Origin of the sequence: Klebsiella sp. GG_Kp146 (assembly GCF_040061975.1) — a bacterium.
GTDB lineage: Bacteria > Pseudomonadota > Gammaproteobacteria > Enterobacterales > Enterobacteriaceae > Klebsiella > Klebsiella quasipneumoniae.
In genome coordinates this window covers 93,590-112,373 of the sequence record NZ_JBEAHA010000011.1, presented here as the reverse complement: position 1 = coordinate 112,373, position 18,784 = coordinate 93,590, and the positions used below count along the sequence as shown (strand labels likewise).

The following is an 18,784-nucleotide window of genomic DNA, read 5'->3' as shown; positions in this document are numbered from 1 at the left end:
GAAAAAAACGACAGGAGACAGGCATGTCGCTCTGGCTTACCCACCCGCTGTTCCTCCCTTCACTGATTGTCGGCGTCACCATTGTGCTCTGGGCGACATCGCTGCTGACGGAGTTTATCACCGCGCTGCTGTTTTTCGCTGCGGCAATGATGGCGAAAATCGCCCCGCCGGAGGTGATCTTTGGCGGCTTTGCCTCCTCGGCCTTCTGGCTGGTGTTCAGCGGCTTTGTGCTCGGCATCGCGATACGTAAAACCGGGCTGGCGGACCGGGCGGCGCAGGCGTTGTCGGCGCGGCTAACCGACTCCTGGCCGCGGATGGTCGCCAGCGTGGTACTCCTGAGCTACGCCCTGGCGTTCGTGATGCCTTCCAACATGGGGCGCATCGCGCTGCTGATGCCGATCGTGGCGGCGATGGCCCGCCGGGCGGGCATTGCCGACGGTAGCCGCGGCTGGTTCGGCCTGGCGCTGGCGGTGGGATTCGGCACCTTTCAGCTGTCGGCGACCATTCTGCCCGCCAACGTGCCGAATCTGGTGATGAGCGGCGCGGCGGAAGGCTCGTACGGTATCCACCTGAATTATGTCCCCTATTTACTGCTGCATACGCCGGTGCTTGGCTGGCTGAAAGGGGCGGCGCTGGTGGCGCTAATCTGCTGGCTGTTTCCTGGTAAGCCGCATCCGCCGCGCGACCTGGCGCCGCTGCCGGCGATGAGCCGCGACGAGAAGCGTCTGGCGTGGCTGCTGGCGGTGGTCCTCACGCTGTGGGTGACCGAGAGCTGGCACGGCGTCGGCCCGGCGTGGACCGGCCTGGCGGCGGCGGTGGTAACGCTGCTGCCGCGGGTGGGCTTTATCAGCGGCGAGGAGTTTGCCAGCGGCGTGAATATGCGCACCTGCATCTACGTCGCCGGGATTCTGGGGCTGGCGATCACCGTCACCCAAACCGGGATTGGCGGCGTGGTGGGCAATGCGCTGCTGGAAGTGATGCCCCTGGATAAAGACAATCCTTTCACCAGCTTTCTCGCTCTGACCGGGATAACCAGCGCGCTGAACTTTATTATGACCGCCAACGGCGTGCCGGCGCTCTACACCACCTTTGCCCAGAGCTTTGCCGACGCCACCGGCTTCCCGTTGCTGAGCGTAATTATGATTCAGGTACTGGGCTATTCCACGCCGCTGCTGCCGTATCAGGCGTCGCCGATCGTGGTCGCGATGGGGTTAGGCAAGGTCCCGGCGAGGGCGGGGATGCTGCTGTGTCTGGCGCTGGCGGCGGTGAGCTATTTGATTTTGCTGCCGCTGGACTACGCCTGGTATCAGCTGTTGGGGAAACTGTAGCGGCAAAAAAAGCCCGGCTTGCGCTGTGCGAAGCCGGGCTTCAGAGAGTTATCAGTCATCCCGGTCGCGTGTCGCCACCGGGAAAAGCGGATTAGGCTTTTTTCGCCGCTTCTGCAGCTTTCACGATCACCGCGAAAGCGTCTGCTTTCAGGGAAGCGCCGCCAACCAGCGCGCCGTCGATGTCCGGCTGGGTGAACAGCTCTGCTGCGTTGCCAGCGTTAACGGAACCGCCGTACTGGATGATCACTTGCTCAGCGATTTTGGCGTCAGCTTTAGCAATGTGGTCACGGATGAATTTGTGCACCGCCTGAGCCTGAGCCGGGGTCGCGGATTTGCCGGTACCGATAGCCCATACGGGTTCGTAAGCGATAACCACGCCTTCGAAAGCGGCAGCGCCCTGCGTTTTCAGTACCGCGTCGATCTGACGTGCGCAAACTTCTTCCGTTTTGCCCGCTTCGTTTTCCGCTTCGGTTTCACCGATGCACAGTACCGGAGTCAGACCCTGCTCTTTCAGCACGGCGAATTTCTTCGCGATCAGCTCGTCGGATTCTTTGTGGTAGGTACGACGCTCGGAGTGGCCGATGATGATGTACTGCGCGCCGATATCTTTCAGCATTTCGGCGGAGGTTTCACCGGTGAAAGCGCCGGACAGGTTCACGTCAACGTTCTGCGCGCCCAGGTGGATGTGGCTGCCTTCTGCCGCACGCTTAGCCAGGTCCAGATACATTTCCGGCGGGGCGATGGCAACTGCACAGCCGCTTACGCCAGCCAGCTCGGTACGCAGGTTCGCAACCAGTTCGTTTACCATGTGGCGGCTGCCGTTCAGTTTCCAGTTACCCATCACTAAAGGATGTCGCATTTTAATTCTCCACGCTACTTAAGCGAATTAAGGAATATAGCCGCCCCAGAGGGCAGCATGGTCTGTGAAACAGTATAGAGACTCGTCACTGGAAAGGCTTTGCTTTTTGTCATTTATTGTTACCTTCCAGCGTTTCAGATAGCGCCAGCTTAATCGGTTCAATAGCGAAGGTCAGACCCTTTTCGCCATGATCTGCCACCACATAGCGCACGGCGCCCTCGGTGTCGGCGAAGTAGCGTTTGCCTTTGCCGGCGGTCAGGAGTTTCTGCAGTTTTTGCTGGCTCTGCGCCGGGCTAAGGGTGGGCACGAAGGCGCGGATCATGGCGCTCATATACTCCAGCGCTTTGGCCTTCGCCGCTTTTTGCTCCGGCCCCTGGATCGGTAGCCAGGTGATCTGCATGGATTTGATCTTCAGCGTGCCGCGCTCCAGCGCGGTGGAGGCATAGAGATTTTCGTTTATCTTGCTGGCGGCGCGGGTCAGGTTAGCCCGATCGCGGCTGGTTGATATGGAACGGAATTCATTCAGAGGCAGCTTCGGGTTATCGGCGTTAAATTTTTCCCGGAACTGGCTGATCGACAGGTCAAAGCTCGGCGCGCCGGCGAGCAGGTAGGGGGCAGCGGTCGTCGATTCGCTTTCTGCGGACAACGCGTGCGGGCCGACGGCAAGGCCCATCAGCCCACTGAAACACAAGATTGTCCACTTCTTCATGCCCGTCGTTCCTTTTTTTGCCTGCTGACGATTAAATCGGGAAGCGCGGCGCTTGTCAAAAAGTCACGACGCCAGGGTAAACTACGCAGACGATGATGATAAGGAAAAACGCATGACCCTACAGCAGTGGTTATTCTCAATCAAAGGGCGCATTGGCCGCCGCGATTTCTGGATCTGGATTGCCATCTGGCTGGTGACCATGAGCGCTCTGTTCACCCTGGCAGGGAGCAATCTGCTTAATCTGCAGACGGCGGCGTTTATTATCGTCTGCCTGCTGTGGCCGACGGCGGCGGTGGTGGTGAAGCGACTGCACGATCGCGGCAAATCCGGACTGTGGGCGCTGCTGATGATTTTGGCGTGGATGCTGCTGGCGGGGAACTGGGCGATGCTGCCGCAGGTCTGGCAGTGGGGCGTCGGGCGCTTTGTGCCGACGCTGATTATCGTCATGATGCTGATCGACCTGGGGGCGTTTGTCGGCACCCAGGGCGAGAATAAGTTCGGCAAGGAGACCCAGGACGTGCGCTGGAAAGCGGACGCCTGATTACCAGTAGTGCTCCGCCGTCATGTGGCCCGGCCGGCGACGCAGATGCTTGGTCATCTGCCGGGTCTCTTTTAACAGCTGTTGGGTATCGCGCACCATCTGCGGGTTGCCGCACAGCATCACATGGCTGGTGTCGTTGGTCATCGGCAGGCCGACCGCCTCCTCCAGCGCCCCGGTTTCAATCAGGAACGGCACCCGGCCGGTCAGCGAGCCTGCCACGGTTTCGCGGCTGACCACCGTCTGGATGCGTAATTTGCCGGCGTAGCGCTGCTCAAGCTCGCGCATCAGCGGCAGATAGCTCAGGTCCGCGGCGTAGCGCACGGCATGGACCAGCACCAGATGGTTAAAGCGCTCAAGATCTTTGCCTTCCTGGAGAATCGACAGGTAAGGCCCAAGCGCGGTGCCGGTCGCCAGCATCCACAGGGTATCGCAATTCGGTACTTCCTCGAGGACGAAGAAGCCAGCCGCTTCGCTCACCACCTGGACCTCATCGCCCGGCTTCAGCGCCGCCAGTCGCGGGCTCAGTTTGCCTTCCGGGACGGTGACCAGATAGAACTCGAGATCGGGATTGCCGGGAGCGTTGACGTAGGAGTAGGCGCGCTGCACGCGTTCGCCGTCGATTTCCAGCCCGAGCTTGGTAAATTGCCCGGCGGTAAACGGCTGAACCGGCGCCCGCACGTATAAACTGAACAAGGCGTCCGTCCAGTACTCCACTTTTGTCACTTTGCCGCTAACCCAGTCCGCCATCGTCTTCTCCTGTTGCCAAGCGATGCTTTATCTTCGGCCCAGACGGGCAAGATTTCCACCCCGCAGGCGCAAGAAAGCTCTATTGATCAAATATAAACGAAGAACAGGACAACCGCCCGCGGACGGTTGCCTGGAGGAGAGAAAGCGGTATTACAGGATGTGCTGCTGGACGTCCGGATCTTTACGGTCGAGGTAATGAATCGACTGGATCCGACGGATGGTGCGCGACTTGCCGCGGATCAGCAGCGTCTCGGTGGTGGCCATATTGCCCTTACGGGTGATGCCGTCCAGCAGATCGCCTTTGGTGATGCCGGTGGCGGAGAAGACGACGTTATCGCTGCGCGCCATTTCATCAAGGCGCAGCACTTTACCCGCTTCGATGCCCATGGTTTTGCAGCGCGCCAGCTCGTTTTCACCGATGCGACGATTCTCTTCGCTGTCGCCCTTCACGTGGTGACGAGCCAGCAGGCGGCCCTGCATATCGCCGTCGAGCGCGCGGATCACCGCGGCGGAAACCACCCCTTCCGGCGCGCCGCCGATGCCGTACAGCACGTCGACTTCGCTATCCGGCATGCAGGTGAGAATGGAGGCCGCGACGTCGCCATCGGGAATGGCGAACACGCGCACGCCCAGCTGCTGCAGCTGAGCAATCACCGCGTCGTGGCGCGGTTTCGCCAGCACGGTGACGGTCAGCTCGCCCAGCGGCTTGTTCAGCGCGCGGGCGATATTGCGCAGGTTCTCTTCCAGCGGCAGACTGAGGTCGATAGCGCCTTTAGCGCCCGGGCCGACAATCAGCTTTTCCATATACATATCCGGCGCGTTGAGGAAGCAGCCTTTATCGCCGACCGCCATCACCGCCAGGGCGTTAGCCTGGCCCATCGCCGTCATCCGGGTGCCTTCGATGGGATCGACGGCGATATCCACCGCATCGCCCTTGCCAGTGCCCACTTTTTCGCCGATATAGAGCATCGGCGCTTCATCGATTTCGCCCTCGCCGATGACGATGGTGCCGTCGATATTGACGAGGTTAAGCATAATGCGCATGGCGTTCACCGCTGCGCCGTCGGCGGAGTTTTTATCGCCGCGGCCCAGCCATTTATAGCCCGCCAGCGCGGCGGCTTCGGTGACACGCGAAAATTCGATGGCCAGTTCTCGTTTCATAATCCACTCATTGTGTAGAAAAATTGCCCGCAGCGCGGCAAAAGCGCGCTACGCGTTGGAATAGCGTTCGGTTTCCGGCATCCAGCGCTCGATCAGCGCCTGGGCCTGCAGCGGATAGCGTTCATGAATGTGGCGCGCAATGCGCTGAACGTCGGGGATCATCGCCTGATCGCGCAGTAAATCCGCCACTTTAAACTCGGCGTTGCCGGTCTGGCGTGTGCCGAGCAGCTCGCCGGGACCGCGAATTTCAAGGTCTTTCTGGGCGATGACGAAACCGTCATTGCTGTCGCGCAGCACCTGCAGACGCTTCTGCGCCGTTTTAGAGAGCGGCGATTTATAGAGTAGCACGCAGTGGGAAGCGACCGCGCCGCGCCCGACGCGCCCTCTGAGCTGGTGCAGCTGCGCCAGGCCCAGACGTTCCGGGTTTTCGATAATCATCAGGCTCGAGTTCGGCACGTCGACACCGACTTCAATGACCGTCGTGGCTACCAGCAGGTGCATTTCGCCCTGCTTGAAAGCCTGCATCACCGCCTGCTTTTCCGCCGGTTTCATCCGCCCGTGCACCAGACCGATATTCAGCTCCGGCAGCGCCAGCTTGAGCTCCTCCCAGGTGGCTTCCGCCGCCTGGGCCTCCAGCAGATCGGACTCTTCGATGAGGGTACAGACCCAATAGGCCTGGCGGCCTTCGTGGGTGCAGGCGTTGCGCACGCGGTCGATAATATCGCTGCGCCGGGTGTCCGGGATGGCGACGGTGGTCACCGGGGTTCGGCCCGGCGGCAGCTCGTCGATAACCGAGGTATCGAGGTCGGCGTAGGCGGTCATCGCCAGGGTGCGCGGGATCGGCGTGGCGGTCATGATCAGCTGATGCGGATGAAAACCCTGCTGCTGACCTTTCTCCCACAGCGCCAGCCGCTGGTGTACGCCGAAGCGGTGCTGTTCGTCGATAATCACCAGCGCCAGGCCATTAAACTGCACCTGTTCCTGGAAGATGGCGTGGGTGCCGACAATCATCTGCACCTCGCCGCTGGCGATCGCGTCCTGCTGCGCCTGGCGGGCTTTGCCTTTCTGTTTGCCCGCCAGCCAGCCGACTTCAATGCCCAGCGGTGCAAACCAGCTGCGGAAGTTATTGGCGTGCTGCTCGGCGAGCAGTTCGGTGGGCGCCATCAGCGCCACCTGTTTGCCGTGGGCGATAGCGCGCAACGCGGCCAGGGCGGCGACCAGCGTTTTACCGGAGCCGACGTCGCCCTGCACCAGGCGCATCATTGGCACGTCCAGCGCCATATCGCGCTCGATCTCGGCGGTGACCCGCGCCTGCGCGCCGGTGGGCTTAAAGGGCAGGGAGGCCAGCAGCTGATTTTTCAGGGTATCGTTGGCGCCGAGCGGCAGGGCGTGATAGCGCTGGGCGCCTGCCCGCAGCGCCAGCATGCTGAGGTTGTGCGCCAGCAGCTCTTCCAGAATCAGGCGCTGCTGCGCCGGGTGCTTGCCGCTTTCCAGCTCGCTAAGCAATAACGATGGCGGCGGACGATGCAGGGTGCGCAGCGCCTCCGGCAGGCTCATCATCCCCTGCGCCAGCTCCGGCGGCAGGAGTTCGCCGATAGCGCAGGTCTCCAGCAGCTCGAGCGCCTGATCGGTGAGCTTGCGCAGGGTCGCCTGCTTAATGCCCTCGGTAGTCGGATAGACCGGCGTTAGGGTCTCCTGCAGCTCCGGGGTGCTCATATCGCCCTGGACGCGATATTCCGGGTGGATCATTTCGGCGCCGTACTTCCCGCGTTTGGCTTCACCGTAGGCCAGCACGCGTCGACCGGTCGCGAGGCTGTTTTTCATCGCCGCGTTGAAGTTGAAAAAGCGCATGGTGAGGATGCCGGTGCCGTCGCTGATCTGGCAGGTCATCATTCGGCGGCCGCCGAAGGTGATATTGCTGTTGAGCACTTCGCCTTCCACGGTGGCATAAACGCCGGGAAGCAGATCGGCTATCGGGTAAAGATGGGTGCGATCTTCGTAGCGCAAAGGCAGGTGCAGCAGCAGATCCTGTACCGTATGCAGGCCGATCTTCGCCAGCTTGCTGCTCTGCGCAGCCCCGACACCGGTGAGTGAACTGAGCGGAACGGCATCTAACAGGCGGCCTGACATCGGGTTTACCTCGCAGCCTGCATGGTGGCCCACCACGCGGCATCGGCTTCCACTTCGCCCTGCTCGTTAACGTGGGGGTAAGGCAGCCCTTTTTGTCTCGCGACGCGGGCCAGCACCGGATAGCCGCCTTCAAACAGCAGGCGCTGTTGCTCTTCCGGCGGCAGCATGCTGTTGGCGCGTTGGTACATCCCGGCATTCTGTCGCTGCCGCTGGGCTTCATACAGGATCAGCGCCGAGGCGACGGAGACGTTCAGCGACTGCACCATGCCGATCATCGGGATAATAATGTCCTGATCCGCCAGGGCCAGCGCTTCCTGAGTGATGCCGGTTTTCTCCTGACCCATCAGGATGCAGGTTGGGCGCGTATAGTCAATTTCACGGAAATCGATGGCTTTGTCGGAAAGATGGGTGGCGAGGATTTGCATACCCTGGCCTTTGAGGTGGCCGACGGCATCTGCGATGGTACGGTGGGTTTTCACCTGCACCCAGCTGTTGCTGCCCGCGGCGGCGGAGGCCATGGTGCGCATCCGGCTGCTCGGCCAGACCGCGTGCACCTCGTGTACGCCAACGGCGTCTGCGGTCCGGATGACCGCAGAGACGTTATGGGGCTTATGGACCTGCTCCATGCAGACCGTCAGGTCAGGCTGACGCCTGGCGAGCATCTCGCAGATACGCGCATAACGCTTTGAATTCATTACTCTTAATCCTTCGAATTACCTCTTTAGCCGCTGCGGATCACGCGGCCCATCCCTGGGCCTCGCCCCTGACGGGGGCGCTGCAGGCAGCGTTCAAATCTGCTCCCGGCAGATTTGTCATTCGCTTGCCGCCTTGATGCAATTCGAATGTTTTGTCTAAAAGCTAATTTCGGTTACGGGTGACTTTAATCACGTCCGGCATGACGCGTATTTTGCGCATGATATTCGCCAGATGCACGCGGTCGCGGGCGGTCAGGCGGATAAAGGCGCTGTATACGCGGCCATCTTTCTCTTCCGTATTCAGGCTCTGGATATTGGAAGAGGCAGTGTTGATCGCCGCCGTCAGGTTAGCCAGTGCGCCCTGGTGGTTAAACATATCCACCTTGATCTCCGTAATGAACTCCTGAGCGGTCTCTTTATCCCACTCAACCGCCATAAATTTCTCCGGCTCTTTCTGGTAGCCGCGGATGTTACGACAGGATTCATGATGGATAACCAGCCCTTTGCCGGGACTGACGTGGGCGATAATCGGGTCACCGGGGATCGGGCGACAGCACTTGGCGAAAGTGATCAGCACGCCATCGGCGCCTTTGATCGGCAGATGGCCGTGGTTTGAGGCATTGGCCGGCACCGGCGCCGCAGCAGCTTCGCCCTGCTGCAGGTTTTTCGCCACCACCACGCTCATGGCGTTGCCCAGACCGATCTCCGCCAGCAGGTCGTCAAGCGAGGCCAGCTTCATCCGGTCGAGCTCGCGCTGGATATTCTCCGGCGGGATCTCGGCGAGTTTGCGGCTACCGCCCAGCGCGTGGTTGAGCAGACGGCGGCCAAGGCTGACCGAGTCATCGCGCTTGAGGTTTTTCAGCAGCTGACGGATCTTGGCGCGCGCCTTCGAGCTGACGACAAAGTTCAGCCAGGCGGCATTCGGACGTGCGCCCGGCGCGGTAATAATTTCGACAGTCTGACCGCTGGAGAGCGGCTGCGACAGCGGATAGGGCTGGCGGTCGACGCGCGCGCCGACGCAGGCATGGCCGATATCGGTATGCACCGCATAGGCGAAGTCCACCGGCGTGGCGCCAGCGGGCAGTTCGACAATGCGCCCTTCCGGGGTGAAAACGTAAATCTCATCGGGGAACAGATCGGATTTAACGCTCTCGATAAATTCAAACGAGCTGCCGGCGCTCTGCTGCAGCTCCAGCAGGCTTTGCATCCAGCGCTGGGCGCGGATTTGCGCGGTGGTGCTGCTTTCGCCGCCGTGCTCTTTATAAGCCCAGTGCGCCGCGACCCCCATCTCCGCCATCTGGTCCATGTCTTCGGTACGAATTTGTACCTCGACCGGGACGCCGTGGGGGCCGATCATCGAGGTGTGCAAAGACTGATAGCCGTTCGCTTTCGGAATAGCGATGTAATCTTTGAAACGACCTGGACGCGGTTTATAGAGGCTGTGCATCTGGCCAAGCACGCGGTAGCAGACATCGGCATCATGGACGATAACGCGGAAGGCGTAGATATCCATGATCGAGTGAAAACGCTGCTCTTTAAGCACCATTTTGCAGTAGATCGAGTACAGATGCTTTTCGCGACCGCTGACGCGGCAGGGGATCCCCGCTTCCTGCAAACGCCCTTCGATTTCCGAGAGAATCTTTTGGATCATCTCTTTACGGTTGCCGCGCGCCGCTTTGACCACCTCTTTAATGACGCGGTAGCGGTTCGGGTACAGCGCCTCAAAGCCCAGCTCTTCGAGCTCGGTTTTGATGTGATGGATACCTAAACGGTGCGCCAGCGGGCTGTAGATTTCCAGCGTTTCGCGGGCGATGCGGCGGCGTTTATCCGGGCGTAGCGAGCCCAGGGTACGCATGTTGTGGGTGCGGTCGGCAAGCTTGATGAGGATGACGCGGATGTCCTGCACCATCGCCATGATCATTTTGCGAAAGTTTTCGGCCTGTGCCTCTTTCTTATCGCGGAACTTGAGCTTATCAAGTTTCGATACCCCCTCTACCAGTTCGGCGACGCTTTTACCAAAAAGCTGTTCCATGTCCTGGTAGGTGGCGGGAGTATCTTCAATCACATCATGCAGCAGCGCGGCCATCAGCGTTTCGTAGTCGAGCTTCATCTCGGCCAGAATACAGGCTACCGCGACCGGGTGCGTGATATAAGGTTCACCGCTTGAACGTGTCTGACCCTCGTGAGCGTCACGTGCAACGAGATACGCCTGCCGCAGACGTTTGATCTGGTCTTCCGGCAGGTAGTTTTGAATCAGCTGATTCAGGCTTTCAAACAGATACAAGGGCGACCCGCTGTGTGATTAACGACGACCTTCAGCAATCGCGGTAACGGCTTGTAATTCAGCGGCTTCCTGCTCTTGCTGTTCCTGGCGCTCACGTACGTCGAGGATCTGGTTGTTGATCAGACCTTCTTCGATTTCGCGCAGTGCGATTACGGTGGTTTTATCGTTTTCTTCCGGTACCAGCGGATCCTTTCCGCCTACCTGCATCTGACGAGCGCGACGCGCGGCGACCAGTACCAGGTCAAAACGGTTACCAATTTTCTCTACAGCGTCCTGAACAGTTACGCGTGCCATACTTAAAATGCTCCACAGGTGAAGAAATGACTGGGCATGATACTGAATGTGGGTTCAGTCTGCCAATAGTTTGGTGATTAAAGCGCCATGTCGCTGCTTTTGGCGGCTCATGCGCAGACGTTCAGCGCGGATGATATTTTTCAGGTCGCTCAGGGCGGTGTCAAAATCATCGTTCACAATCAGGTAATCATATTCGGCGTAATGGCTCATTTCCGCAACGGCCTGGGCCATTCGCTTCGCGATCACCTCTTCGCTGTCCTGGCCGCGGCCGCGCAGGCGACGGTCCAGTTCATCTTTTGACGGCGGCAGAATAAAAATGCTGCGTGCGCCAGGCATGCTTTTACGGATCTGCTGCGCGCCCTGCCAGTCGATATCGAGGAAGACATCAACGCCGGTCGCCAGCACCTGCTCGATCGCTTTACGCGACGTGCCGTAATAGTTGCCAAAGACCTCTGCATGTTCCAGAAACGCGTTTTCGCCAATCATCGAGCGGAATTCGTCGTGATTCACGAAGAAATAATGTTCGCCGTGCACTTCACCCGGACGCGGCGCCCGCGTGGTATGGGAAACCGATACCTGGGTGTCATACAACGGTTGGGTTTTTAATAAAGCCTGAATCAGGCTGGATTTACCCGCGCCGCTAGGGGCGGAAACAATATAAAGCGTGCCTTGAGCCATGAGTGTCTTTTGTATGTGGTTATCGAAAGAGGTCCTACATACGAGCCTATTATACACGTCGCCGCGGCGTGACGCAGTCCTTGTCACACTTTTTGCCGCTGTTTCTTTCATTTTGCCTGCCGTTTTCCTGAATTCGCCAGCCGTTGCTGCAACGAGGTGTAAATCCTGGAAGGCGCTTCGCAGGGTGAAAAAGCGGCCGTCGCGGTTTCCGGCATTCTGCCGCAGACTCTCCGCCAGGTGATGAAGGAGGGGACAGCAATGCGTAAAGGAGGAGGGTGGCTGGCGATAGGGATGTTCTCCGCCAGCGCGCTGGCGACGTGTCCGGACTGGCCGCCGGCCAAAGGCAGACAGGAGATCGCACGTCTACATCAGCAGATTGACGCCTGGAACGAGGCTTACTGGCGACAGGGCGCCAGCGAGGTGAGCGATGACGTTTACGACCAGCTCACCCTGCGCCTGGCGCAGTGGCGGCAATGCTTTCCGGGCGCGACGCCGGAGGATGACGATCTGCCTCCGCCGACTGGCGATACGCGTCATCCGGTCGCCCATACCGGCGTGCGCAAGCTGGCGGATGAGGCCAGCGTGGCCCGCTGGATGAAAAATAAAGCCGACCTGTGGGTACAGCCTAAAGTGGACGGCGTGGCGGTCACCCTGGTCTATCGCCAGGGGCATCTGGTTCAGGCTATCAGCCGCGGGGATGGCCTGCGCGGTGAGTTGTGGACCGCCCGAGCGCGGCAGATCCCGGCGCTGGCGAAGCTGACGACCGGCGAACTGGCCAACAGCGTGCTGCAGGGGGAGCTATTTCTGCGTCGGGAGGGGCATATTCAGCAGCAGGCTGGCGGAATGAACGCGCGGGCGAAAGTCGCCGGGTTGATGATGCGGGCTGACGCGGCGGCGGCGGCGCTCAGCCAGCTGGACGTTTTTATCTGGGCCTGGCCAGACGGTCCCTCGGATATGCGCCGTCGACAGCAGCTGCTGGCGCAGGCGGGGTTTGGCTACAGCGGACAATACACCCATTCGGTAACGCGCGTTGAGCAGGTGGCGGAGTGGCGCCAGCGCTGGTATCGCTCGCCGCTCCCCTTCGTCAGCGATGGCGTGATTGTGCGTGAAGGACGCGAACCGTCGGGGCGCGTCTGGTCACCGGGAAGGGGCGAGTGGCTGGCAGCCTGGAAATATCCTCCGGCATCGCGGGTGATGGAGGTACGGGCGATCCATTTCAGTACTGGCCGCAGCGGCAGACTCAACGTAGTGGCTGAGCTTGAGCCCCAGCGGCTGGATGACAAACGCGTGCAGCGGGTTAACGTTGGCTCTGTGAGCCGCTGGCAGGCGCTGGATATTGGGGTTGGCGATCAGCTGCAGATCAGTCTGGCAGGCCAGGGTATTCCACGGATCGACGCTGTTGTCTGGCGGACGGTCGAGCGCCGTAAACCGACGCCGCCGGCGGCGAAATTCAATGCGCTAACCTGCTATTTCGCCACCCCCGAGTGCAGCGAACAGTTTCTTTCCCGGCTGGTCTGGTTGTCATCAAAGTCGGCGCTGGATATCGATGGCGTAGGGGAAAGCGTATGGCGCGTTATTCAGCAGCAGCACCCGATGGAGCATCTTTTTTCCTGGCTGGCGCTCACGCCGGAGCAGCTGCAGGCGATGCCGGGGATCTCGGCTGCCCGTGGGCAGCACCTCTGGCATCAGTTTGATCTTATTCGTAAACGGCCTTTTATACGCTGGGTGCTGGCGATGGGGATCCCGGTGCCCCAGGGGGCGCTGGCGCGGCCTGGCAGTGAAAACTGGCGCCTCCTCACGGCAAAGAGTGAAGCGCAATGGCGCACGCTGCCGGGCGTGGGGGCGATCAGAGCCCGACAGTTAGTGGCTTTCCTGCATGACCCTGACGTGGCGGCGCTGGCGCAATGGCTTAGCGGGCAGCGCATCCCCGGGTTTTGAGGCGGTTAGTGGGCGTCGTGGGTGTAGTGGAAGACCGGTAGCCCGAGCTTCCAGCGCAGCGCCAGCATGCGGGCGGTAAAGCCGAACAGCAGCGTGGCCAGGACCACCACATCGTGGCTGCTGACGTAGTGTTGCAGCGCTATATAGAGTACCGCTGCGGCAAACGAGATCCCGGCATACAGCTCTTTCTGGAAGACCAGCGGAATGCGCTTGCAGAACATATCGCGCAGTACGCCGCCGAAAACGCCGGTGATGACCGCAGCAATAGAGGCGATAACCGGGCCTTCGCCCATATCCAGGGCGATCTGCGCGCCGATGATGGAAAACACGATCAGCCCCAGCGCATCCAGCACCAGGAAAAGCCGGCGAAGGTGCGGCATTACCGGGGCGGCAATTGTGGTAAGGACGGCGGCGACGGCGACAATGATGACGTATTCCGGGTGCTTCACCCAGCCGAGAGGATAGTGTCCCAGCAGGATATCGCGAACAGAACCCCCGCCCAGCGCGGTCGCGGTGGCGATAATAATGACCCCAAACGTATCCATCCGCCGACGACCGGCAGCCAGCGCTCCGGTCATGGCTTCCGCGGTGATACCGATTAAATACAGAACATGAAGCAGCATAGATCCCCCCAGACAGTGGCCGGCAGGTTAACGATTTGTGCGCAGGATCACGATTGATATTTTCTAAAGTGAAGTCATTAGGCCAGGAAAAAGTAATGACAACATGGCTTACATTGGCTTTATTTGGCGGTTAAGTATTATTTTTTGAATTTTTACAGATTAGAAAAAGTAATGACTTATTCCCGATCGGTTATCTATATTGAAAACGCTAAGAATACCTAATGTTTAAGTCCCGACCTTTATCCTTTTATTTTCTTTCTCGAGGAGATGAGAAAATGCGTGTCGCCGCCGGGAACAAACATTATCTGACTCGCCTGATGGCCGTGGTATTAACCGGGATTCTGGCCGGTCTGTCCGGTATGGCGCTGGCGCTGATTTTACATGCCATTCAGCACCTGGCTTTTGGCTACAGTCCAGCGCATATCGTCGGTTCGGTATCATTTTTACAGGGCGTCACGGCGTCGCCCTGGCCACGTCGCATCGCGGCAATCGTGGCCGGCGGCATCGTCGCCGGATTTGGCTGGTGGCTGCTTGGTCGCTATGGGCAGAAGCGGGTTTCCATTGCCGCGGCGGTGGCTAACCCTTCCGTCCCCATGCCCGCGGGCACCACGACGATCCACGCTCTGCTGCAGATCGTCACCGTAGCGCTGGGGTCCCCGCTTGGCCGCGAAGTGGCTCCTCGGGAAATGGGCGCGCTGGGAGCGGGGATGGTGGCGCGTAAGCTGCGCCTGCTGGAGGATGAAACCCGTACGCTGATTGCCTGTGGGGCGGGCGCGGGCCTGGCGGCGGTGTATAACGTCCCGCTGGCAGGGGCGTTGTTCACCCTCGAGGTCATGCTGCTGTCGTTTAGCTGGGAAAAAACGCTGGCGGCGATAATGACCTCGGCGATTGCCGCCTGGACGGCCACCCTCGGGTTAGGGGATGAATCGCAATACCATTTTGTTTCCAGCGCGCTTCCGCACACCTTTCTCTGGTGGGCGATTCTGGCGGGCCCGATTCTTGGCGCCGGCGCCTGGCTCTTTCGCAAAGCGACCAGCGCAGCGCGTTCACGCGTGCGAAGTAACTGGCAGATGCCGGTGTTCTGTCTGCTGGCGTTTTCGCTTCTGGCCGTCCTTAGCCTCTGGTTCCCTGCGCTACCGGGCAATGGCAAGGGGCCGATGCAGCTGGCGCTCAGCGACGGGCTGTCTCACTCCATGGTCGCGATCCTGTTAGGGCTGAAGCTGGTGGTGATCCTGGCGGTGTTGCGCGGCGGCGCGGAAGGCGGGTTGTTAACCCCGGGGCTGGCGGTGGGCGGGTTGGTCAGCCTGCAGCTCTGCGCGCTCTGGCAATCAGGGTTCCCTGGCGGAGATGAAAGCAGTTTCGCCCTGGTGGGGGCAGCCGCTTTTCTCGCCGCCTCCATGCAGATGCCGCTGACGGCGGTGGTGCTGGTGATGGAGTTCACCCACATGGATCACAGCTATCTGGCCCCGACGCTGCTGTGCGCGGCAGGGGCGTTTTTGACCTGCCGGGTACTGGATAAAAGACATTGCTTTTGAAATGAATGAAAAAAGGCCGGTAATCCGGCCTTCAGAAAGGTATCTGAGATTACTCGATATTCTGGATCTGCTCGCGCATTTGCTCGATCAGCACTTTCAGCTCAATCGCAGAGTTGGTGACCTCGGCATTGATCGATTTTGACGCCAGGGTGTTCGACTCACGGTTGAACTCCTGCATCATAAAGTCGAGACGGCGACCCACAGCCTCTTTCTTTTTCAGAATGTTGTAGGTCTCTTTTACGTGGGCTTCGAGGCGGTCCAGCTCTTCGGCAACGTCGATACGCTGCGCCATCAGCACCAGCTCTTGCTCGAGACGGTTATTCTCCAGCTGCACTTCCGCATCTTCCAGCTTGGCGACCAGACGCTCGCGCTGCCACTGAAGAATTTCCGGCATATGGGCGCGAACTTTCGCCACTTCGCCGCTCACGCCTTCAAGACGCTGCTCGATAAGCGCTTTCAGCGCCTGGCCTTCCGTTTCGCGAGCGACGATGAAGTCATCCAGCGCGCCGTCAAGGGCTGCCAGAATGTCGGCGGCGATGGCGTCAAGATCCTGTTCTTTGGCGGCCATCACGCCCGGCCAGCGCAGGATATCAACCGGATTGATTTCCCCTTCATCGCTCTGCATTTTTACCCAGTTGGCGGCGTTAACCAGCTGTTTAGCCAGCTTTTCGTTGAGAATCAGTTCGCCCTGAGCGCTGGGGTCTTGTTCAAAACGCAGGGTGCATTCGACTTTACCGCGAGTCAGGCGGGCGCGAATGCGCTCGCGTACCACGGGCTCCAGGCTACGGAACTGCTCCGGCAGGCGGAAGTACGTTTCCAGATAGCGCTGGTTTACCGAGCGCAGCTCCCATGCGGCGCTACCCCAGTCACCCTTGATTTCACGGCGGGCATAGGCGGTCATACTGCGGATCATAGACGTTCCTGTTTTCGTAATAATGAATGCAAGGATTATAGCTATGCCGGCGGTGACTTAACAGGAATAGTGATGAAATACTTCAAGACTGATTTTTTAAGGGACATAGCTTCGGTGTATTTAATGCGATTACTTTGCTTAGTGAAATGTATCCTTTTATAGCGGATAGGAAATAAGCTTTGATTCTTTCGCGGCTTAAGCATCATTATGCTGTTAATTTTTATCAAATGAATTCTGTCTATTCGCAGTAAAGCTATCTCTCCCTGCTTTCAGGCAGAATAAAAAAGAGTGAAAAACCGTAGGCCTATTTTTATTATTGAATGTGAGTATGATCATCCACATGTTTTTGTATCGTCTTAAAGCTATATCGTGGTGTTTTTTACAAAGTATAACCGCCAAAAATGTTATGGGATATTACCTTTAACTATTATGTATGCTTTTTCTGAATTCAATATGACAAAAGTATTAATATCTCTGTTGGGTGCATTCTCTTCATGAATAGAATCAATTTAATTATATTTATTTGTTTTGTAATGGCAATGATTTAACTTTATGTAGTATTGTCCGGCAGCAAGATCGCGAGTATAGTCATTTTAGATGAGTTCTATAAAAAGGATTTTAATATGGACACTATCTTTGATAAAGTCATTAGAGAATTTTTCCCAAATACAAATATACCCTTTTGGAAAAAATGGCTTTTCAGGTCCGCTTTCGGCAATAAGAAATTTACTCGCATAATATATAACGATCGGTTAGTTAATCAAAGTGGAGTCGAATGGGTTAATTCGGTCGTCGATCTCCTTGAATTGCAATGTGCAACCGAACAACATCAATTTAATAACATACCCGAAAATGGGGCCGCGGTTGTTATTTCAAATCATCCAACAGTCATCGATGGCCTTGCTTTAATACATACGGTCTCCCGGGTGAGGAAAGATATAAAAATAATTGCCAACCACATTTTGCCAATTATATTTCCACAGGTGGCAGAACTGACCATTGGTATTGAAAATATGGCCGGTAAGATGAGCCATAAAAAATTTAGAGAGATGAACAATCATCTGCGAGAGGGAGGCGTATTAATTATATGTCCAGCGGGTAAACTGGCTAACTGGTCTCTTTCAGGTTTACAGGAGCATAAGTGGAACCCCGGTTTTTTACAGCTGGCGATGAGAAATAATGCGGCGCTGGTGCCTATTCATATTACGGGTAAAAACAGTAACGTTTATTATCTTACTGCAACGATCTGGCGGCAACTGTCGAATATAATGGTTATTCGTGAAGCTCTCCGCCATCGTGGAAAGACCATGGGAATCAATATCGGACAGCAAATAACCTTATCTTCATTGCAAAAATACAATAAAGATCTTTCTGCAGCAGCTAATGTATGTTTGATGCACCTCCAGAGCATAGGGAAGAATGGAGCAGCTCTTGTCGATACGATTTCGCCACAAGGACTAAAAGAAGATAGAGAGGATTTAATAAGTGCGATAGATGAGTGCGAAATATTAAGACAGTTTGATGATGGAAGAAAATTATTGATTTATCGCTGCAAAACTGGCCGTTTCTCACCAATTATTGATGAGTTAGGACGCTTACGCGAACGCTGTTATCGCGATATTGGTTCAGGGTCCGGTAAAGATAGAGATAATGATGTTTTTGATGAAAGCTATTACCACATTATATTGTGGGATCCTGCTGAAACAGAAATTCTGGGGGCGTACCGTCTCGTTCCTGTTGGCGAGCAACTCGCCCGCCATGGAATAGCTGGCCTCTATAGTAATAGCTTATTTAAATATCATGATAGCGCCTATTTGTGCTTAGAGCAGTGTGTAGAAATAGGTCGTGGCTTTATCCAGAAACCTTATCAAAAAGGTAATGTTCTTGATTATTTATGGCAAGGTATATTCGATTTTATAAAAAGATACCCCAACTATAAATATTTATTAGGTGTGTTGACTATCCCAGGATCTTTTCCTGAAGAGGTACAGAAACTGATTGTGAGTTTTTATAATATGTACTTTCCCACCACAACTGATTTTTGTACACCAATAGCCCTGTTCACGGTAGAAACTACACAAAGCGATAGTCCTTTTAGCGGAAACGATTTTAGCGAAGACTGGAGTATGTTAAATCATCTTCTGAGAGAAAAAGGTTATAAGCTGCCCTGGCCTTTTAAACAGACTGCTAAATGGTTCTCTCCAGGTGGGTCGTCGATTATTTCATTTACTAAAGATGAGGCTTTTAACTCGATAGCTGGGTTAAATCTGAGCGCTATTGATAAATTGAATGAAGTATACGTTAAACATTATTTAAAAGACTGAGTTGACGATGACTAACGGGTACTGG

The 18,784-nt window shown here is 57.2% G+C and carries 16 protein-coding genes; 5 read left to right on the top strand and 11 right to left on the bottom strand.

Going from position 1 to position 18,784, the window contains the following annotated elements; genetic code table 11:
• Positions 1–23 precede the first annotated feature (23 nt).
• On the top strand, positions 24–1,328 hold the full coding sequence (locus ABLU95_RS12635; RefSeq protein WP_218810505.1) for an SLC13 family permease: 1,305 nt from the start codon (positions 24–26) through the stop codon (positions 1,326–1,328).
• Positions 1,329–1,419: 91 nt separating this feature from the next.
• Here ABLU95_RS12635 and tpiA read toward each other — a convergent pair whose 3' ends face one another.
• Positions 1,420–2,187, bottom strand: coding sequence for a triose-phosphate isomerase (gene tpiA, locus ABLU95_RS12630; RefSeq protein WP_002922909.1), 768 nt, complete (start codon positions 2,185–2,187; stop codon positions 1,420–1,422).
• Between the two features lie 109 nt (positions 2,188–2,296).
• Entirely contained in the window at positions 2,297–2,896 is a 600-nt protein-coding gene (locus ABLU95_RS12625; RefSeq protein WP_023291378.1) for a YiiQ family protein, read from the bottom strand.
• Positions 2,897–3,008: 112 nt separating this feature from the next.
• On the opposite strand from ABLU95_RS12625, the gene ABLU95_RS12620 reads away from it, so the two are divergent.
• Positions 3,009–3,437 carry a DUF805 domain-containing protein gene (locus tag ABLU95_RS12620; protein ID WP_004173894.1) on the top strand — a complete coding sequence of 143 codons (429 nt, stop codon included), beginning with the start codon at positions 3,009–3,011 and terminating at the stop codon, positions 3,435–3,437.
• Here ABLU95_RS12620 and fpr read toward each other — a convergent pair whose 3' ends face one another.
• The 7 genes from fpr to gmk form a co-directional block, all read right to left on the bottom strand.
• Entirely contained in the window at positions 3,438–4,184 is a 747-nt protein-coding gene (fpr, locus tag ABLU95_RS12615) for a ferredoxin--NADP(+) reductase (protein WP_023291377.1), read from the bottom strand.
• Positions 4,185–4,334: 150 nt separating this feature from the next.
• A complete protein-coding gene (glpX, locus tag ABLU95_RS12610) occupies positions 4,335–5,345 on the bottom strand; it encodes a class II fructose-bisphosphatase (protein WP_023291376.1) in 1,011 nt (336 codons plus the stop codon).
• 48 nt (positions 5,346–5,393) lie between these two features.
• A complete protein-coding gene (gene recG / locus ABLU95_RS12605) occupies positions 5,394–7,475 on the bottom strand; it encodes an ATP-dependent DNA helicase RecG (protein WP_023291375.1) in 2,082 nt (693 codons plus the stop codon).
• Between the two features lie 5 nt (positions 7,476–7,480).
• Entirely contained in the window at positions 7,481–8,170 is a 690-nt protein-coding gene (gene trmH / locus ABLU95_RS12600; protein ID WP_087848701.1) for a tRNA (guanosine(18)-2'-O)-methyltransferase TrmH, read from the bottom strand.
• A gap of 163 nt (positions 8,171–8,333) precedes the next feature.
• Positions 8,334–10,454, bottom strand: coding sequence for a bifunctional GTP diphosphokinase/guanosine-3',5'-bis pyrophosphate 3'-pyrophosphohydrolase (gene spoT / locus ABLU95_RS12595; protein WP_004205080.1), 2,121 nt, complete (start codon positions 10,452–10,454; stop codon positions 8,334–8,336).
• A gap of 18 nt (positions 10,455–10,472) precedes the next feature.
• A complete protein-coding gene (gene rpoZ / locus ABLU95_RS12590; RefSeq protein ID WP_000135058.1) occupies positions 10,473–10,748 on the bottom strand; it encodes a DNA-directed RNA polymerase subunit omega in 276 nt (91 codons plus the stop codon).
• 54 nt (positions 10,749–10,802) lie between these two features.
• Positions 10,803–11,426, bottom strand: a complete 624-nt coding sequence (gene gmk / locus ABLU95_RS12585) for a guanylate kinase (protein WP_002922664.1) — start codon at positions 11,424–11,426, stop codon at positions 10,803–10,805.
• A gap of 258 nt (positions 11,427–11,684) precedes the next feature.
• On the opposite strand from gmk, the gene ligB reads away from it, so the two are divergent.
• The gene (gene ligB, locus ABLU95_RS12580; RefSeq protein ID WP_172740322.1) at positions 11,685–13,364 is read left to right on the top strand and encodes an NAD-dependent DNA ligase LigB; all 1,680 of its coding nucleotides are present in this window, start codon (positions 11,685–11,687) and stop codon (positions 13,362–13,364) included.
• Between the two features lie 5 nt (positions 13,365–13,369).
• On the opposite strand, the gene ABLU95_RS12575 is transcribed toward ligB, so the two are convergent.
• Positions 13,370–13,987 (bottom strand): trimeric intracellular cation channel family protein, encoded by a 618-nt coding sequence (locus ABLU95_RS12575; protein WP_002922654.1) that lies wholly within the window; start codon positions 13,985–13,987, stop codon positions 13,370–13,372.
• A 275-nt stretch (positions 13,988–14,262) separates the two neighbouring features.
• Between ABLU95_RS12575 and ABLU95_RS12570 the strand changes: the two genes are divergently transcribed.
• Positions 14,263–15,522: a chloride channel protein gene (locus ABLU95_RS12570; protein ID WP_241515915.1), complete on the top strand. Its 1,260-nt coding sequence runs from the start codon at positions 14,263–14,265 to the stop codon at positions 15,520–15,522.
• Positions 15,523–15,571: 49 nt separating this feature from the next.
• On the opposite strand, the gene ABLU95_RS12565 is transcribed toward ABLU95_RS12570, so the two are convergent.
• Positions 15,572–16,435, bottom strand: coding sequence for a YicC/YloC family endoribonuclease (locus ABLU95_RS12565; protein WP_002922636.1), 864 nt, complete (start codon positions 16,433–16,435; stop codon positions 15,572–15,574).
• A gap of 623 nt (positions 16,436–17,058) precedes the next feature.
• Between ABLU95_RS12565 and ABLU95_RS12560 the strand changes: the two genes are divergently transcribed.
• Complete coding sequence (locus tag ABLU95_RS12560) at positions 17,059–18,759, top strand: lysophospholipid acyltransferase family protein (protein ID WP_243805951.1); 1,701 nt, start codon at positions 17,059–17,061, stop codon at positions 18,757–18,759.
• The last annotated feature ends 25 nt before the right edge of the window (positions 18,760–18,784 follow it).

What these genes read in the sequence shown, in the direction of transcription:
- recG (WP_023291375.1), bottom strand. Translation starts at nt 7,475, where the DNA reads ATGTCAGGCCGCCTGTTAGATGCCGTTCCGCTCAGTTCACTCACCGGT.
- fpr (WP_023291377.1), bottom strand. Translation starts at nt 4,184, where the DNA reads ATGGCGGACTGGGTTAGCGGCAAAGTGACAAAAGTGGAGTACTGGACG.
- rpoZ (WP_000135058.1), bottom strand. Translation starts at nt 10,748, where the DNA reads ATGGCACGCGTAACTGTTCAGGACGCTGTAGAGAAAATTGGTAACCGT.
- ABLU95_RS12635 (WP_218810505.1), top strand. Translation starts at nt 24, where the DNA reads ATGTCGCTCTGGCTTACCCACCCGCTGTTCCTCCCTTCACTGATTGTC.
- ABLU95_RS12565 (WP_002922636.1), bottom strand. Translation starts at nt 16,435, where the DNA reads ATGATCCGCAGTATGACCGCCTATGCCCGCCGTGAAATCAAGGGTGAC.
- gmk (WP_002922664.1), bottom strand. Translation starts at nt 11,426, where the DNA reads ATGGCTCAAGGCACGCTTTATATTGTTTCCGCCCCTAGCGGCGCGGGT.
- trmH (WP_087848701.1), bottom strand. Translation starts at nt 8,170, where the DNA reads ATGAATTCAAAGCGTTATGCGCGTATCTGCGAGATGCTCGCCAGGCGT.
- ABLU95_RS12570 (WP_241515915.1), top strand. Translation starts at nt 14,263, where the DNA reads ATGCGTGTCGCCGCCGGGAACAAACATTATCTGACTCGCCTGATGGCC.
- ABLU95_RS12625 (WP_023291378.1), bottom strand. Translation starts at nt 2,896, where the DNA reads ATGAAGAAGTGGACAATCTTGTGTTTCAGTGGGCTGATGGGCCTTGCC.
- tpiA (WP_002922909.1), bottom strand. Translation starts at nt 2,187, where the DNA reads ATGCGACATCCTTTAGTGATGGGTAACTGGAAACTGAACGGCAGCCGC.
- ligB (WP_172740322.1), top strand. Translation starts at nt 11,685, where the DNA reads ATGCGTAAAGGAGGAGGGTGGCTGGCGATAGGGATGTTCTCCGCCAGC.
- glpX (WP_023291376.1), bottom strand. Translation starts at nt 5,345, where the DNA reads ATGAAACGAGAACTGGCCATCGAATTTTCGCGTGTCACCGAAGCCGCC.
- ABLU95_RS12560 (WP_243805951.1), top strand. Translation starts at nt 17,059, where the DNA reads ATGGACACTATCTTTGATAAAGTCATTAGAGAATTTTTCCCAAATACA.
- ABLU95_RS12575 (WP_002922654.1), bottom strand. Translation starts at nt 13,987, where the DNA reads ATGCTGCTTCATGTTCTGTATTTAATCGGTATCACCGCGGAAGCCATG.
- ABLU95_RS12620 (WP_004173894.1), top strand. Translation starts at nt 3,009, where the DNA reads ATGACCCTACAGCAGTGGTTATTCTCAATCAAAGGGCGCATTGGCCGC.